Here is a 16,837-nt window from a genome sequence, read left to right on the forward strand (position 1 = left end):
GCCGTGGCCGCCGCCGCTATTGCCAACAAAAACGCCGTTGCTGAGTAGCAACGGCATTTTTGTTGATAAAAAAAATCGGGTCGGGTTACGGCTGCGCCGAGAAAGTGCGCTCTTCGGCTTGTCCGGTTTTATTGGTGAAGGTGTAGCGCAGCTCGGTGGCGGTGAGGCTGGCCAGCGTGTACTGATTGGAATCACCCTTGTGGTCGGTGAGGTGGAGCACGGTGTTGTTGCTCATCAGCATCCAGGTGCCGTTGTAGGTGGTGTTGTCGGCCAGCAGCTTTTGGGTGTAGGTGCCATCGGGGCGGAACGTGAGCGAGTACTGGTCCTTGATGGCCGCGCCGGCACTGGTTACCTGGCCGGCTTCCTTAATCTGGTCGAGGCGCCAGCTGCCGGTGGCCAGCTGCTGCGACGAGGCCGTGATGGCGGTGTGGGGCTGCGGGTCGCTTTTGCTGCAGCTGGTCAGGCTCAGGCCGGATAGCGCCAGGGCGAGGGTAAGGAGGGGTAGGCGAAACATCGTCATGGGAAAGAAATGAATGTGAATGGATATGTCTGTGATGGCGCATCCCGCCCAAAGGTTGCCTGAGGCTGCCCTTTTTTTGTGATTGACACTTGTCAGCGCAGAATTTTCATGGCCCTGGTACCGCTGAGCACGGTGAAAATGCCGATGCCGCCCTGCACGTTGCTGAAGATGGCGGAAGGCTGCCCAAAGGGGTTGCCGTTGGCCCCGCGGGCATCACGCACCGACTGCCGGAAGCGGAAGTAGGCCGCATCGGTGTGGTAGAGGGTGGCCGTCACGGTATCACCGGCAAAAAACCGGTAGCTGGTACCCACCACCAAAGCCTGGCCGTTGAGCAGCCGGTCCTGGATGGAGATGTCGGACTCAGGTGTTCTCAACAACGCCCCTTTGGCGGGGTCGCCCTTGTGCAGCTGCAGGCGGTAGTAATCGTCGGGAGTGGCCGGGTCGCGAAAATTGGTGAGGAAATAAGCCTTGCGCTCGGGCCCGGTTTTGTCGTTGAACTTGTATTCGACCGAATCGATGGGAATGGGCACCATCATGGTGGTGGTGCCCGTCACTTGCCGGCCCTTGGTGTCGCGCACGTCCAGCTTGAACACATCGCCGGGGCGGGCCACCAGCGGGTCGCGTCCAATATGGGAGTGGAATTTCTCGCCGGTGGTGTCAACTAAAGCCCGGTAGTTGGGCGAGAATGCCAGGGGCACCAGCGTGCCGTTGGGCATGGTAAGCGTAACCGTCACATCGGTGGGCACCTGGGGAAGTACCACGCCCAGGTAAGGGACCGACGTGGTAACGGCCAGGGAGGGCAACTTGCCCGGTTCGAGGTAGCACTCCACCACCAGCTCCGACGAGTAGGTGGGCAGCGCCACGTCGATATCGTTTTGCAGCGCGCCGCAACCGGCCAGGGCCAGCAATGGGAGCACCGTTAAAGCAGCCTTGTGGAAGGTTCGCATGGCATTAATTGATAGCACAGGCCCTAAAACCGGAAGTTATACGTAAGCGAAGGAATGACCGGGAACAGCGACACCTGCTGGGCGCGGAAGCCGGTGGTGCGGTCGGTGGCCTTGTCTTTCACGGTGTCGAAAAACACGAAGTAGGCATTGCGGCGGTTGTAGGCGTTGTAGATGCTCAGAGTCAGGTCCTGATTGCGCCGGGTGCCGATTTTGTACACCGCGCCCAGGTCGAGGCGGTGGTAGGGAATGAGCTGATAGGAGTTGCGGTCGGGGTAGATGGGCACGGGACGCGGGTCGAGGCTGGTGCTGGAGCCCGGAATGTCCTGCACGCCGAAGCGGCCCAGCGGCAGCGTGGTGAGTGAGCCCGACGAGTACACGAAGCTGGCCGTGAGGTTGATGCGAGAGTTGAGCTGGTGGATGACCACCACGGTCAGGTTGTGGCGGCGGTCGTAGGTAGGGTGGAAATCGGCGCCGTTGTTGATGCCATTGGTGCCGCGCTGGGGCTGAAAGTTGAGCCAGCTCCAAGCCAGGGTGTAGCCAATCCAGCCGGTGGTTTTGCCGGTTTTCTTTTCCAGGTACACCTCGTTGCCGTAGCTCCAGCTCTTGCCGAAGATGAACTCCGAATCCAGCTCGGGATTGACGAAGAGCTGCGCACCATCCTTGAAATCAATCTGATTTCGGCCCCATTTGTAGTACACTTCATTGGTGAGCAGGTACTTGCCCTTACCCAGCAAAAAACTTACCCCGGTGCTGGCCTGCTGCGAGCGCTGCGGCTTCACCCCCAACCGCGATGGATACCAGATATCCGTCGGCAGCGAGGCTCCGGAGTTGGTCACCAGGTGCACGTACTGGTACATCATGGCGTAGCTGGCCTTTAGCGACGTCCGGTCGCTGAGCGAGTAGCGGGCGGCGGCGCGGGGCTCCAGGCCGGCGTACTGGTTGTCGCCGCTGCGGAAGCCGGTCAGGCGCAGGCCGCCTTCCAGCTGGAGCTTATCGGTGGCCTTGTAGTTGTCGGAAGCGTAGAGGGCCCCGTCCACGCCGTAGTAGCCAATGTCGGAGCCGAAATTGATGCGGCCGTCGCTGGAGTTGGCATCCAGCCGGCCCACGCCAAATTTGTGCTGCGTGAACATGGCCCCGGCCTTGAGGGTGTGCCGGTCGTTGGGCGTGTACTCAAAATCGGTGCGGCCGGAATAGTCCGTGATGCGCGAGCCCAGCCCGAAGCTGAACTGGTCGAGCTGGTTGGTCAGGTTGTATTTGTAGTCTGATACCGACACCGACGTATTCACGAACAGCTTGGGCGAGAATACGTGGTTCCAGCGCAACGCGCCCAAAGTGTTGCCCCAGCTGAATTTGAAGTTGAAGCCACCCGTGCTGTTGAACCCAAACACGTCGCGGCCCAGGTAGCCCGTCAGAAACAGCTGGTCCTTATCGCCCAGCGTGTAGTTGGCCTTGGCATTGAAATCGTAGAAATAGTAGTCGGGAATGGGGCTGTAGTTCTCTTTGTCCTCGTTGGCTTTGTTAAGCGCCCGCGTAAAAATGTCGAAGTACGTGCGGCGACCCGACACGATGAACGAGCCTTTTCCCTTGTTGATGGGCCCCTCGTAGGTGAGGCGCGACGAAATCAGGCCCACGCCGCCGGTGGCCACGTAATGCTGCCGGTCGCCCTCGCGCAGCTTCACGTCCACCACCGACGAGAGCCGCCCGCCAAACTGCGCCGGAAAGCCCGACTTATACAAATCCACGCTTTGCACGGCATCGGAGTTGAACACCGAAAACAGCCCGAATAAGTGGTTGGGGTTGTATACCACGGCATTATCGAGCAGAATCAGGTTCTGGTCAGCCGAGCCGCCGCGCACAAACAGGCCGCTGGTGCCCTCGCCGCCGCTCTGCACGCCGGGCTTGAGTTGCAGGGTTTTCAGGATATCGACCTCGCCAAACAACGCCGGCAGCAGCTTGGCCTCCCGAATGCTGAGGTGCTCGACTCCCATTTGGGTGGTTTTGAGCTTTTGCTCCAGGCTGATGGAGCCCTCCACCACCACTTCGCCCAGCTCGTTGCCGCTTTCCTCCAGGGCCAGGTTGAGGCGCTGGTTTTTGGTTAAGTTAACCTCGCGGGTGACTTGCTGATACCCCACAAAGGCGATAATTACCTGATGCCGTCCCGTGGGCAGGCGCAGCACGAAATGGCCGAGTGAGTCGGCGGCGGTGCCGGTATTGAGCGCGGGCACGGCCACGCTGGCTCCGGGCAGCGCCTCGCCCCGGCTGCCGCGCACGGTACCGCTCAGCGAGTACTGGGCCACCGTCTGGGCCCTCGTTTTGCCCGGCTCGGCCAGCCCCAACAGTAAAAACAGGAACAGAAAACCCGAAGTGGACCGAAATAGCATAGCGCAGAAGTCAGAAAGAGCACAAAGTTAGTGCCCTGTCCAACGCCCGCGCCCGCCGGATAGTTTGCCGCCGCGTGCGGGCCAGCCCATTAGCTCATGTACGCCTGCAACGCCTGGGTTATCTGCGCTACCGGCACCACGCCCGCCTGCCGCCACACCGGCTTGCCCTGATGAAACAGAATCAGGGTGGGAATGCTCTGCACCCGAAATTGCTGGGCCACGGCGGCGTTGCGGTCCACGTCAATTTTAATGATACGCACCTTGCCGCCGTGTTGGGTAGCCACCTGCTCCAGAATGGGGGCCATGGTTTTGCAAGGGCCGCACCAGGCAGCATAAAAGTCGACCAGCACCGGCATGCCCGGGCTGTTGATAAGTTCGGAAAAGGACTTGCGAGGCACGGTATGGAGCAGCAAAAGTGAGTTTCGGCCAGAGCCGGCCGCCCCGACCAGCCGGGGCACGACGCGTAAACGAAAAAAGCCCGGCGCATGGCCGGGCTTCTGTTGATTTAATGAAGGAAGATGCCCGCAAAAGTTTGGACCTATTTCCCCGAGCTGACCACCGTCACGTCGTTGCCGACTTCGGGAAAAGTGAACTTCCCGCCGACGGCTTTCACGCCCTTCACCCGGCATTCCCAGGTGTAGCGGCCGGGAGTGGGGTTGGCGGCCTCACCGGTTTCGCTTTTGAAATATTCCGGGTCCGAAGGCTCGGTCGGGAATAGCACGTCAACTCCGGTCTGGCCTTTGGCCAGCTCTCTCACAAGGTAGTAATCTTTGCCGGTGCGCTCGCTGTGCACGACGAATGTGGCCGTATAGGGTCCAATCTGGCCGTATTTGTCCAATACTCCCAGTTTTATTTGGGCGGTGGTACTCACCATCCAGGTTTGGGCGTGGGCCGATGGGGCCACTCCCAGCAGCAGCAGGGCCACGAGCGCACCCGCCACCCGGCCGGCCAGCGACAGACGTTTGGGCGAAGAAAAAGGAGGTACAGTTGTTTGCATGGTCAGGAAAAACAAAAGGGTGAAAATGCTATTTAATAAAGACTATAATGATGCTGATAAGTAGAATGTAGGCCAATGTAATACGTTTTCAAGAAAGTCGCAACTCCAATCGGTTATTACCCTTCTGCCTGGGGTTAGCAGGGCATGAATTCTCGTTTAATTAATTATGACTCGTCAGCGCCCTGGTTGGCCGTTTGCAGATAATCCGCGCCCATCTGGTCTCCGCTGTGGCCTCTGCGAGCGGGAGGTGCAAGCCACCTCCCGCCATCACCTGGTGCCGCGCGAAGAAGGCGGCAAGCTCGGCCCGGTAGTCGACCTGTGCCAACCCTGCCACAGCAGCGTACACCGCTTTCTGACCAACCGCGACCTGGCCCGGCGCTATTCGTCCGTGGAGGCGCTGCGAACGGCCGAAGAGCTGCAAAAGTACCTGAGCTGGATTCGCAGGCAGCGGGTAGAGCGCATCAGCAACCGGCGCGCCCGGCGCTAGGCCGGGGCTCCCAATCACCAATTCCGACGCAGCTTTGTGCCATGAACCGCTATTTCGTGCCTTTCGCGCAGCTTCGGCAGCAGCCCACCATTCTGGTCGACAGCGTCGGGAACGGGGCCACCCTCACGCTGGCGCACTGGCGCGGGGCTCCCACGCCGCCCGCGCTGCGCCACGATACCAGCGCGGGCTCGGCCCTGCGGGCGCTGCACCACTCCGAAACGCCCGGCCTCGAAGCGGCGGCCGTGACGGCCAATCACTTCGATGTCGACGGCTTTATTGGGGTGTGGACCCTGCTGAACCCCGGGTTGGCGCTCCGGCACGCAGAGCTGTTGCGTTTGGTAGCCGGGCTTGGGGATTTTCGGGAGATAGATTTGGCTGACCCACTGGCCGACCGCGCCCTGCAACTGGTGTGCTGGCTGAATGCCGAGGAGAAAGCCCGGTTCTACGAGCCGTTCGGGGCCCCGGCCCGGCGGCGGCGCGAGGATGAGGCCTCGGCCGGGAAATTCGCGTGGTTCCTGCCGCGTTTCGCCGAAATGCTCGAAAACCCGGAAGCCGGCCGCGCCGCCTGGCAACCCGAATATGAGCGGGTGAGGCAAGCCGCCGCCCGGATGCGGGAGCCGCAGACGAACTGGCGGCGCTACCCGGAAATCAGCCTGGCCGTTGTCGCAACGCCCACGCCAGTATCCTACTACGCCCTGTTTGGCCCCACTGCCGGTTCCGATATCGTGCTGAGCTTATACGAGGGCCAGCGCTACGAGCTCGAATACAAATACACCACCTGGATTGACCTCGAAAGCCGGCCCACGCTGCCGCGTCTGCCCTTGGCCCCACTGGTAGCCCGCCTGAATGCGCTGGAAACCAGCACCCGCGCCTGGGCCGCCGACGGCATCACCGACACCGGCCCGCTGCTGCGCCTCAGCGGGAAAAAGCTCACCAAAGCCGAGCGCTACGCCGACCCCGACGGCCGACCGATTTACGCCTCGTCCATCGTGCCGGAAGTGTTTGAGCGAGAAGTAGTGGCGTTTTTCCAGGCTGGCTACGCGGGCATTCAGCCCAAAAAGGATTGGACCTGGGCTGAGGTGAAGGCCGCTGGTTAGTTGCTTGTTGTCAGTTGTTAGTTGCAAAATATCCGTCTGAGATTAATGCCTGACAACTGACAACAAGCAACCAACAACTATCCTACACGGCGCAGTCGGTTTCGTCGCCGCGGCCGTCCACGATGTGCACGGTGCTGTTGCCGCCCGCGCCGGGCCGCACCCGAATCTGGGTGCCGATGCGCTCCTTGAGGTCGGAAACGTGGGAGATGATGCCAATCATCTTGCCCGAGTGCTGCAACCGTTCCAGCGCATCGAGGGCCGTATTCAGCGCGTCGGGGTCGAGCGTACCGAAGCCTTCGTCGATAAACAGCGACTCGATGCGGGCCTTGTGACCGGCCAGCTCGCTCAGGCCCAGGGCCAGCGCCAGGCTCACCAGAAAGCTCTCGCCACCCGATAGGGAGGCCATGGGCCGCACGGTGTCGGCCTGGTCGTGGTCGATGATTTGCAGCTCCAGGTTGCGGTTGGGCGTTTTGAGAATGGTGTAGCGGCCCGTGAGCTGGCGCAGGCGCAGGTTGGCCAGCCGGGCCAGGTGCGAAAGCGTGAGGCCCTGGGCAAACTGGCTGAACTTGTCGCCGCGCGCCGAGCCAATCTGCTCGCTCAAATCCTGCCAGCGTTGCTCCTCCTGCTGGCGCACGGTCAGCTCGTGCAGGCCGGCCGCCAGGAGTCGGCGGGCTTCATCGTCCTGCCCGAGCTGGTTGCCAATCGCGCCCAGCTGCTGCTGTAAAATGTCATCGGCCACCGAAAGGGTGTTGAGCTGGGAGGTAAGCTCGGCGGCGGCATGGGGCGTGAGGCCGGCCTCGGCGTGGCGGTTGAGCTCGGCGGTGAGGTCGCTGAGCCGGCGGGTGGCGGCGGCCTGGTTGGTGCGGTGGTCCTGGCGAAGCTGGGTGAGGCGCCCGGCCTCGGCGGCGGGTAGGAGCAGGGCGCGGGCTTCGGCGGCCGTGGCGAGGCCGGCGGTGGCAAGCGCGGCGGTCAGCTCGGCTTGGCGGGCTTCGGCGGTAGTGCGGTTCTGGGCGTCTTCCTGCTGAAGCTGCACGAACAGCGTGCGGTTTTTGGTCAGCGCCTGCTGGCGGCTTTCGTGTTCGGACTGGGCGGCTTGCAGGGCGCGGGCGAGGGCCAGGGTCTGCTGGTGCAGCTGTTCCTGCTCGTCGGCCGGGTTGGGGCCAGAGTACCCGGCCAAACGGGCATCGCGCTGCTGCCGGAGCGTCAGCTGCTCGGCGGCCAGCGTTTCGGCACTGGTCCGGAGCAGGGCCCGCTGTTGGTTCAGCGCCTCCACCTGCGAGTCGTATTGCGCCTGCTGGCGGGTGAGGTCTTTGTCGAGGCTATTCCGGGCCTCCAGCTGCGCGGCGTAGGTAGCAGCCCGCTCGCCCAGGGTCGCCAAAATCCCGTCGTAGGGCTGCGCCGGTGGCAGCACCAGCGCATGAGGAGCCAGCATGCCCTGAATCTCGTGGCGGTAGTTGGTCGCTTGCTGGCGGTAGTCGGCCAGCTCGGTTTTTAGGTTAGCCAGCTCACTCTGAGCCGTTTCGTGGCGCTGTTGGGCCAGCGCGGCTTCGCCTTTGGCTTGCAGGGCCAGGGTGCCGGCCGTGGTGTGCTGCTCCTTTAGCTCGGCCAGCATTTTCTCCAGGCCGGCCAGCTGTTGGCACGCCGCCGCGGCCGCCGCCTGGGCTGCGCGGGTTTCGGCGAGGCGCTGCTGAATAGCGGTGGGGTCGGCCGGGTCGGGCAGGGCGGGCGTGAGGGCCTCGGCCAGCTCGGCGGCTTCGGTGCGGGCCAGGGTGGCCGCTTCGGCGGCTTCCTGGCGGCGCAGCAGGCGCTGCTGCTGCTCGGTTTGCCGGCGCACCAGGGCTTTATCGGCCAGGCTCAGCGCCTGGTCCAGCTGCGCGAGGGCCGCTTGCTGGGCGGCTACCCGTTGTTCCTGCTCATCGGCCTCGGCCGTGAAATCGGCGGCAAAAGCGTGTTCAAGCGCCCCGCAGAGCGGGCAGGGCTCGCCATCGCGCAGCTGGTGGCGGTGGGTGTTGAGGTCGGCCAGCGCCTGGCGGGTGCGCAGCTCGCGCTGGTAGCTTTCGAGGAGGCGCTGCCCGTCGTCGCGCCGGGTTTTGAGGTGGCTGAAGTCCTGCTCGGCGGGGCGGAGCGCCTCGGCTTCGGCCGCGTGCTGCTGGTCGATTTCCTGGGCGCGGGCCTGTTGTTTCTGCACCGTCTGGGCCAGAGGTAGCAGGCGCTGGCCCAGGTTCAGCTGAGCCGTGAGGGTTGCCTCGCGCCCCGCGAGGGCGGCGGCGTCGGTATCCTGAAGCAGGGCGTCGCGCTCGGCGCGGTGGGGGCGGCCCTGGGCCACGAGGTGCTGCTGGTCGGCCAGGGCATCGGCTTCGGCTTTTTGAAGGCGCTTGAAGTCGTCGGCCGCCGACTGGAGGTTTTTCAGCAGCTCATTCTGGCGGGTTTCCAGGGCCCGCTGCGGGGTGGTCACGCCCTCCAAATCCAGCAGCTCCCGCTTGATTTCGGCCAGCGCCGCGGCCAGGTCATTCTCGTGGTTATGCGCCAGAATCCAGCTTTCGAGCGTGGTTTTTTGTCCTGTCAGCGCCGTCACGGTCTGCCCTTGCCGGGTGTGGACGGTCTCCTTGGCGTCGTGGTCCCGCTGCGCGTCAGTCTGGGCCTGCGTGGTTTTGGCCAGCTGGTTTTCGGCCGCCGCCAAGGCAATATCGGCCTCCCGGGCCTGGGTCAGCACGGGCCGCAGCTTGGCTTCTTTGGTTTCAGCGGCGACGTGGGCTTCCTGGGCTTTGGTGAGCTCACCAATGGCCTCGCCAGCGGCCGAATTCAGCGCCGGGTGCGTCAGCTCCAGCTGGTGGAGGTTCTCGGCGAGGCGAAGCAGGGCTCGTTGGGCGTCATCGGCCCGAGCCAGGGGAGTGGCCACGGCGGCGGCGCGGGCGTGGCCGTCGAGCCGGGCAAACTCGGGTTGCAGGGTTTCATCGGCGCGGTGCAGGCGCTCCAGCTCGCGGGCCGTGTCCGTGAGCTGCCGGTCGAGCTGGTCCAGGATGGTGCGCCAGGTCAGGCACACGGTCAGCTCCTGCTGCTCTTCGTAATGCTGTTCGGCCAGCTGGTGCAGCACGTCGAGCTGGGTTTCCAGCGCCGTCCGCTCTTCGTCGGTCAGCAGCCGGGTCGCTTCCAGCCTGGCGCGCAGTAGCTTGGTTTTCAGGTCCTCCTCCTTGGCTTTCTCGAACGCCGCCATCGATAGCCGCGAGTAGATGCCCACGTTGGTCATCTTCTCCAGCAGGGCGCTGCGCTCCTTTTCCGGCGCGTGCAGGAACCGGGCAAACTTGCCCTGGCTCAGCAGCACCGACTGCTCGAACTGCCCGAAATCCAGTCCCGAAACCTCGCTCACCCGCGCCGGCACCGCCTCCTTACCCGATACTACGGCCACGCCCGACGGGCTCATCACCAGCGTCATGGCATCCTGGCCGAGGCCACCTTTGTCGTCGCCCCGGGTTTTGCGCTTCACCTCCCAGCGCGAGCGGTAGCGCACCCGGCCCACCGCGCCGGTATCGGGGTTGGTTTCGAACACTTCGAATTCCACTTCCGAAAACGCGTGGGGCGCGTGGCGGCTCACCATTTCGCCCACCTGCCGGTCGTGACGCGGCACCCGGCCGTAGAGGCCCACCGCGATGGCATCGAGCAGCGTGCTTTTGCCCGCGCCCGTGGGCCCCGTGATGGCAAAAAGCCCCGTGTCGGCCAGGGGCGTTTCATCGAAGCGAATCAGAAACGGCCCGGGCAGCGAGTTCAGGTTAGCGAAGCGGACGCTGATAATTTTCATGCAAATAGTTCTCCCAAAATACGCCCCGAAGATACGACGGCCCTGACCCGGAACTGCCCTGGAAAAGCGGGAATGCCGGTTTGGGTTTCCCTGTGGTTGCCGGGTTACCGCCGGACCCGCCAAAACCCCGAACCGCGTAAGTCAGTTAGAGAAATAACCTGCCAACGCCACCGGATGGACACCGGCCGCTGGCAGCGGTTTCGTGATTAAGCAAAAATCAACTAAATAGCCGGTATGAACTACGTTCGACGCGGGGCGGGCAAACCGCTTCTTCTGCTGCACGGTATTGGGGGGAGCTGGCGCTCCTGGCAAACCATTCTCGACGACCTGGCCGCGACGCGCGACGTTATCGCCGTGGATTTACCTGGCTTTGGCAACACGCCGCCGCTGGCCGGGCCGGTCACCATCGCCACCCTGGCCGATGCCGTGACGGATTTTCTGAAGGAGCACGACCTGCTGGGCATCGATGCCGTGGGGAGCTCCATGGGCGCCCGCCTGGTGCTGGAGCTGGCCCGGCGCGGGGGCGTGCTGGGCGCGGTGGTATCGCTCGACCCCGGGGGATTCTGGCAGGGCTGGGAAATTCCCGTGTTCTACTACACCTTGGCGGTTTCGGTTAAACTGGTGCGGGCGTTGCAACCGGTGATGCCCGCCCTCACCGGCAATCCCGTCACGCGCACGCTGATATACGCGCAGCTCTCCGTTCATCCGTGGAAAGTGCCGGCCCAGGTGGCGCTCGATGAGACGCGGAGCTTCGCCCACGCTCCTTCCTTCGATGAACTGCTGCGAAATCTGGCCTATGGCGAAGTGCAGCAGGGGACGCCCAAAGGCAGCATCAGCGCACCGTTGGTCATCGGTTGGGGCCGGCAAGACCGGGCGTGCCGGCCCAGCCAATCGAAACTGGCCCTCGAAAAATTCCCCGATGCCCGTCTCTATTGGTTCGACCAGTGCGGCCACTTTCCGCATTGGGACCAGCCCGCCGAAGCTGTCCGCCTGATTCTGGCGGCCACCGCCGGCCACGATTTCAGCGATGCGGAAATTTCCCGGCGTGGCCCGGCCGCCACCAAAAGCAAGGCTGTTTCTACCGTAGCCGTAGCGGCGGGGGGAGCGGCACTGGGTTTCGGCACCTTCTGGCTATTGAAAAAGAAATAAAGCCCGACAAATGCCGGGACGCCAACTTTCGCGTCCCGGCATTTGCCTGGTTCGTCACTGCTGGCCGCCCCCCCAGGCCTGCGGCTCCGCCTCGCTCAGCAACTGGCGTAGCTCGCCAAATGTGGCCGTGAGGGCTGCCGCCCGCTCCGGCGGCAGGCCCGCCACCCGGCGGCCAAATACCTCGTCCACGGTCAGCTCGTGCAGCTGCGCGAGCGGGGCCACGTCGGCGGCCAGGTCGGGTTGCTCGGTGGCGCGCTGGTGGCGCACGCCGCGCGGGGCCACTACTTCCAGCTTCTTCAGCTCCAATACCGCCTGCACGCGGCGCTGTACCTCGGTGGGCGTTTCGTCGGAGCGCACCAGCACGTCGGCCCAGGCCACGAGCGGAAAGGCCGCGTTATCGTAGGCCAGAATGTCGGCCTCCACCTCGTCGAGCGTGCCGTGGAAGCGCTGCAGCCGCCGCGCCACCGGTACCGCCAGGGCCGTAATCGTGGGCGCGCCGGCTCCCTTAAACTCCAGCAGCAGCACCTGCTGCTTATCATCGGCCTCGGTGAAGGACAGCGGCACCGGCGAGCCCGAGTAGCGGATGTGCGCCCGGCCGCCCACCACCTGCGGACGGTGCAGGTGGCCCAGGGCCACGTAGTCGAAGGCGGCCGGGAAATGCTCGGCTCCCACCAGCCCCAGCCCGCCAATGTGCACGTCGCGCTCGGCTCCCTCGCGGGCCTCGCCGCCGGCCGCGTAGAGGTGGCCGGTGGCCAGCACGGGTACGTCCTGCTCGCGCAGGCGGCGCACCACGTCCATTTCCGACAGCGCCGCGTAGTGGCCGGCAATGCTCTGGCGGATGCGCAGCTGGCGGTCGTCGGGGGTTTCGCCGGCCACGGCCAGGCGAATGTCGCGGTCGCGCAGAAACGGTACGGCGCACACCACCAGCCCCGGCCGGCCATCGGGTCCGGCCAGGTGCAGCACCTGCTCGGCGGGGTCAGTTGGCACGCCGCCCACTACGTGAATGCGCAGCTGCCGCAGCAATTGTCGCGAGGCGTTGAGCATGGTGGGCGAGTCGTGGTTGCCGCCCACCACCACGATGTCGCGGCAGCCGGTGCCCTGCATCCGCACCAGGAAGGTATAATATTGCTCCTGAGCCGTGTAGGAGGGCGACTGGGTATCGAAAATGTCGCCGGCAATCACCAGCGTATCAATGGCCTGGGCCTGCACCGTCAGCAGCAGCCAGTCGAGGAAAGCCTGCTGCTCGGTGGTGCGTTCCTGGCCGGTGAGGAAGTGCTGGCCGAGGTGCCAGTCGGCGGTGTGAAGAACGCGCATTAAGGTAGAATGAATCTCAAAGATACCCCGGCGGCTGGCAAACCATCTCCCGGCATATTCCCGGGCCAAACCGGGATAGATGCGAAAAAAAGTCAAATCAGGGCCCGAAATTATGCACGGGGCGCGGCTAGCCGGTGGGGCCGAACGCGGCGCTTATACCCCAAAAAGGGTAAGCAGCTACCGCATTTTGGGGTAGCAAAACTACCCCGAAAGGGGTAGGGCCCCGTCTAACTTTGCATCTAGCAAGTTCAGCACTCAAGTATTTAACTGGTGCTATTGAGGCGAGCCAAATCTCCCTGTTGGCGGAGGTTTTGACTGATACATAGAATTCTGTCAACCACTTATTGCCTTAACCAATCGCCATTATGCTTGCACCTTTCCTCATTCTACGCGCCCCACACGCAGGCTGGCTTCCCACCGGCCCAGCCCGATTGCTAGCCTTGAGCTTATTGCTGCTCTTGCTGGGGCCCGGCGTGCTTTCCACCGCGGCGCAGACGCCCACGGCGGGCCTTATTTTTAAGCCCGCCACTGCGGGCACGCCCGGCGCGGCGGTGCTCGACCCGAACGGCGACGGGTACGTGTCGGCGGCGGCCACCGGGTTTGCCCCGGCGGGCGGCGACCTGGGTACCCAAAGCGAGATTCCCTACAAGTACCTGCCCCAGCGCACCAGCCTGGAACCCAACGCCGACCTGCGCGTGGGGCCCAGCAACAAGTTCACCGACTTTGCCGACGTGACCGGTGGGGGTAGTTCGGTGGGCTTTTTCGTCGACGGCAACGGTAACTATATGTTCCGGTTTCGGCTGGGCAGCTCGGCGCCGAATTCGAAGGGCTACAGCATTGCCATTGATACGGACAACAAGTTCGGCTTCACCGGCCCCAACGCCGACCCCAATGCCGTGGCCCACAACCCCGGTTTCGAAATGGAAATTTTGCTGGCCTCCAACTTCGGTGTGCGCCTCTACAACATCGACGGCACGGCCAACCCCTCGGACCCGGGCCTCGACAACGTGGGCGGGCCCGACGGCAGCATGATAGAATTGCCTTACGTCAGCTACGCTCAAAAAGCCCTGGCCGTGACGACCAACGGCGGCGACCCGGACGTGTTTTACGACTTCTACATCCCGCTCTCCGTCATCCAGGCCCAGTTTGGCGACCGTACGTTCTTCAACAGCACCGGCACTACGGCCGTGCCTTTCACCCTGAACACCGCGCTGCGGCTGGTGGCCAACACCATCATCGCTCCGCACAGCGTGACGCACTACCAGAATATTTCCGACATCGGTGGCGTGAACGACGCTGCCTACCCCAACCCCGACTACGCCTACATCGACCTGGTGACGGGCTCGACGGCCACCACCGGCGCCACCGTGCCCACCACGCTGGGCAACGCCATCCCGGCCCGCTCGGCGGCGCCGGTCGTCAGCTCCCCGCTGCTGACCGGGGCCACGAGCGTGAGCGGCACCTCGGCCGAAGCCGCGGGCACCGTGATTACCGTGTTCGTGAACGGCACGGCCCTGGGCACCACCACCACGGTGCAGAGCGGCGGCACCTGGACGCTGGCGGGCATCGCGGCCCTGGCCAGCGGCGCGCTGGTGAAGGCCACGGCCACGGCGGCGGGCAAAAGCCAGTCTGATTTTTCGAACGAGGTGCAGGCTGCGGGCAGCACGGCGTGCGCCACGGCCGTGCCCGCCATGCCCACCTGCATCGACCTGAACGGCCGGGGTTTCACCGGCACCACCACGGCCAACCACCGCGTGTACGTGCGCACACCCGATGGCGCGCTGATGACGGGCCTGGCCGCCAACCCCGTGCTCACCGACGCCACCGGGGCTTACGCCTTCAGCAGCCAGGGCGGCAACTCCACCTGCACCACCGGGCAGACCAATACGTTCAAGGGCACGTACTTTCTGTCGCAGGCGCCGCCCGCGGCCAGCGGCGGCTGCGAGTCGGCGGGGCTGCAGCTGTGCATCAATGCGGCAGTCAACGCGGCGCCGGTGGTAACCACGGCCCGGCCCATCACGGCCAGCACCGCCAGCCTCGGCGGTACGGCCACAGCGGGGGGCACCGTGCTGCTGTACGTCGATGGCCAGCGCTACAGCGCCGTGACGGCCACCGGGGGCAACTTCACGTTCTCGACGGCCACCGCCACCCTGCCCGCCCTGGCGACGGGGCGCACGCTCACGCTGTATGCTTACGTGAGCGGCAACAGCGGCACCTGCCTTTCGAGCGGCGTGGCGCTAAACGTGGTAGCGGCGCGCACCGTGGCCCCGCCCGAGGTGAGCGACCCGCTGATGGTGGGGGGCACGGTGGTGAGCGGTACGTCGGGCGAAGCGGTGGGCGCCGCCATCACCCTGAGCACATACACCTTAGTAAACGGCGTGCCGACTTCCACGGTCACCTACTCCACCACGGTGTTGGCTGGGGGGGCGTGGTCGGTCACGGTGCCGGCCCTCACGGCCGGCCTCAACGCCAGCGCCACCGTCACGCCGGCCAACTACGGCACCAGTGCCGTGTCCAACGTGGTTGTGGTGCAGTCCCAAACTGCCAGCGTGCCGGTTATCAGCGGCACGTACGCTGAAAAAGGAACATCCATAACCGGCACGTCGGCCGCGCCCACGGGCAGCCTCATCACGGTGTATGAAGACGGCGACGTGCTGGGCACCACCACGGTGGCCGCGGGCGGCACCTGGACGCTGGCCGGCCTGAGCAACGGCAGCGGCCTGAGCCCCAACACGGCTTACCCGGCCCTGTACGCGGGCGGCGTGCTCACGGCCACGGCCACGGAAACCGGTAAGCTGGCCAGCGCCGCCTCGGCTCCGGTGCCGGTGGGCTGCGCCACGATTGCTGACAAGTCGTTTTCGACCGGCGCCATCTGCCAGAACCAGGTGGCGTCCTTCACCGTGACTAACGTGGAGCCCGGCGTGGTGTACTCGCTGCAAGATGCCACCAGCGGCAGCAGCGTGGCCACCGGCTACTCGCGGGTGGGCACCGGCGCGGGCACCAGCAGCCTCACCCTGAGCACGGCCCCGTTCGCCACGGCCGGCACTTATTCCATTAAGCTGAACGCCTATTCGGTGGGGGCGGTGAATTGCAGCCAAACCACGGCGGCCGTGCCGCTCACCGTGAATCCGCTGCCCATCGACAAAGCCCTGGGGGCGCAGGCGAGTGCCGTGAGCGCCGGCAACTCCGGCACCACCATCACCGTGGCCACTTCCGAGGTGGGCGTTTCCTATCAGCTGGTCGACACCGGCAACAATAGCAGCGTGGGCGGGCCCCAGGCCGGCACGGGCAACACCCTGGGCCTGCCCACCGGCCCCATTGCCGCCACTACCACCTACGCCGTTTCGGCCGTGACAACCAACAGCTGCGCCCGCCAGCTGAGCCAGACCAGAACCATTACCTACAGCACGGTGCCCCTGCCGGTGGAGCTGACGGCATTCGAAGCCGAAGCCCGGGGCGAAGACGCGGCCTTGGTGTGGCGCACGGCGTCGGAGCGGAACAACGACCATTTCGAAGTGGAGCGCTCCCTCGACGGCCGTGGGTTTACCCCGGTGGAAAGGATACCTGGCGCCGGCAATTCGAGCCAGCCATTGGCCTACGCCTGGACCGACGCCCGCAGCGGCCGCCTGGCCGAAGTAGTCTATTACCGGCTGCGGCAGGTGGACGGCGGCGGTACGGCGGCCTACTCGCCGGTGCGGGCCGTGAAGTTCGGCCCGCTGGCGCGCCCGGCCCGGCTGGTGCTCTACCCCAACCCAGCCGCGTCGAAAGTAACCCTCGACCTGTCGTTGGTGCCAGCCGGCACTTACGCCATCCAAATACTAAACGCCACCGGCCAAACCGTGCGCACCGAGCGGCTGCGTGCCGGCCAGGTGCACGAGCTGGACGTAACTGCCCTCGCCGCCGGCCTCTACGAGGTCCATGTGCAAGGAGCGGGACTGAGCCTGAACAGCCGCCTGGTAAAGCTGCTTTAAGTAGTCGTTCAAAAGTAAACAGGTTGTCGGTTGCTCGTTGTTAGTTGTCAGTCAGAACATTGTAATCCTGTCAACAACTAACAACTTAAAGCGCGGCACATGCGGCTTTGCCGTTGGCAGGCAACGGGCGCTGCCTGAAAGAAGCAGAAATACCCCGGCCCAGCTGCGCTCTACGCAG

At 64.5% G+C, this 16,837-nt stretch carries 11 protein-coding genes; 4 read left to right on the forward strand and 7 right to left on the reverse strand.

What is annotated here, in order from left to right; genetic code table 11:
* Positions 1 to 85 precede the first annotated feature (85 nt).
* The 5 genes from ABD819_RS07670 to ABD819_RS07690 form a co-directional block, all read right to left on the reverse strand.
* Entirely contained in the window at positions 86 to 520 is a 435-nt protein-coding gene (locus ABD819_RS07670) for a lipocalin family protein (RefSeq protein ID WP_345122736.1), read from the reverse strand.
* 92 nt (positions 521 to 612) lie between these two features.
* Positions 613 to 1,467 (reverse strand): DUF4249 domain-containing protein, encoded by an 855-nt coding sequence (locus ABD819_RS07675; RefSeq protein WP_345122738.1) that lies wholly within the window; start codon positions 1,465 to 1,467, stop codon positions 613 to 615.
* Between the two features lie 23 nt (positions 1,468 to 1,490).
* Positions 1,491 to 3,848, reverse strand: coding sequence for a TonB-dependent receptor (locus ABD819_RS07680; protein WP_345122740.1), 2,358 nt, complete (start codon positions 3,846 to 3,848; stop codon positions 1,491 to 1,493).
* 89 nt (positions 3,849 to 3,937) lie between these two features.
* Entirely contained in the window at positions 3,938 to 4,246 is a 309-nt protein-coding gene (trxA, locus tag ABD819_RS07685; protein WP_345122742.1) for a thioredoxin, read from the reverse strand.
* 140 nt (positions 4,247 to 4,386) lie between these two features.
* Positions 4,387 to 4,845, reverse strand: a complete 459-nt coding sequence (locus tag ABD819_RS07690; protein WP_345122745.1) for a hypothetical protein — start codon at positions 4,843 to 4,845, stop codon at positions 4,387 to 4,389.
* A gap of 247 nt (positions 4,846 to 5,092) precedes the next feature.
* Here ABD819_RS07690 and ABD819_RS07695 point away from each other — a divergent pair, with 247 nt between their 5' ends.
* Positions 5,093 to 5,332: an HNH endonuclease gene (locus ABD819_RS07695; protein WP_345122747.1), complete on the forward strand. Its 240-nt coding sequence runs from the start codon at positions 5,093 to 5,095 to the stop codon at positions 5,330 to 5,332.
* Between the two features lie 41 nt (positions 5,333 to 5,373).
* Positions 5,374 to 6,429: a DUF6687 family protein gene (locus ABD819_RS07700; RefSeq protein WP_345122749.1), complete on the forward strand. Its 1,056-nt coding sequence runs from the start codon at positions 5,374 to 5,376 to the stop codon at positions 6,427 to 6,429.
* 82 nt (positions 6,430 to 6,511) lie between these two features.
* Here ABD819_RS07700 and ABD819_RS07705 read toward each other — a convergent pair whose 3' ends face one another.
* Positions 6,512 to 10,225, reverse strand: coding sequence for an AAA family ATPase (locus ABD819_RS07705; RefSeq protein ID WP_345122751.1), 3,714 nt, complete (start codon positions 10,223 to 10,225; stop codon positions 6,512 to 6,514).
* 234 nt (positions 10,226 to 10,459) lie between these two features.
* On the opposite strand from ABD819_RS07705, the gene ABD819_RS07710 reads away from it, so the two are divergent.
* The gene (locus ABD819_RS07710; RefSeq protein ID WP_345122753.1) at positions 10,460 to 11,374 is read left to right on the forward strand and encodes an alpha/beta fold hydrolase; all 915 of its coding nucleotides are present in this window, start codon (positions 10,460 to 10,462) and stop codon (positions 11,372 to 11,374) included.
* Between the two features lie 54 nt (positions 11,375 to 11,428).
* Here ABD819_RS07710 and ABD819_RS07715 read toward each other — a convergent pair whose 3' ends face one another.
* Complete coding sequence (locus ABD819_RS07715; RefSeq protein WP_345122755.1) at positions 11,429 to 12,688, reverse strand: exonuclease SbcCD subunit D C-terminal domain-containing protein; 1,260 nt, start codon at positions 12,686 to 12,688, stop codon at positions 11,429 to 11,431.
* A gap of 440 nt (positions 12,689 to 13,128) precedes the next feature.
* On the opposite strand from ABD819_RS07715, the gene ABD819_RS07720 reads away from it, so the two are divergent.
* Positions 13,129 to 16,659, forward strand: coding sequence for a T9SS type A sorting domain-containing protein (locus ABD819_RS07720; protein WP_345122757.1), 3,531 nt, complete (start codon positions 13,129 to 13,131; stop codon positions 16,657 to 16,659).
* Positions 16,660 to 16,837: the final 178 nt, after the last annotated feature.

Source organism: Hymenobacter antarcticus, from assembly GCF_039539545.1.
In the GTDB taxonomy this organism is placed as follows: Bacteria; Bacteroidota; Bacteroidia; order Cytophagales; family Hymenobacteraceae; genus Hymenobacter; species Hymenobacter antarcticus.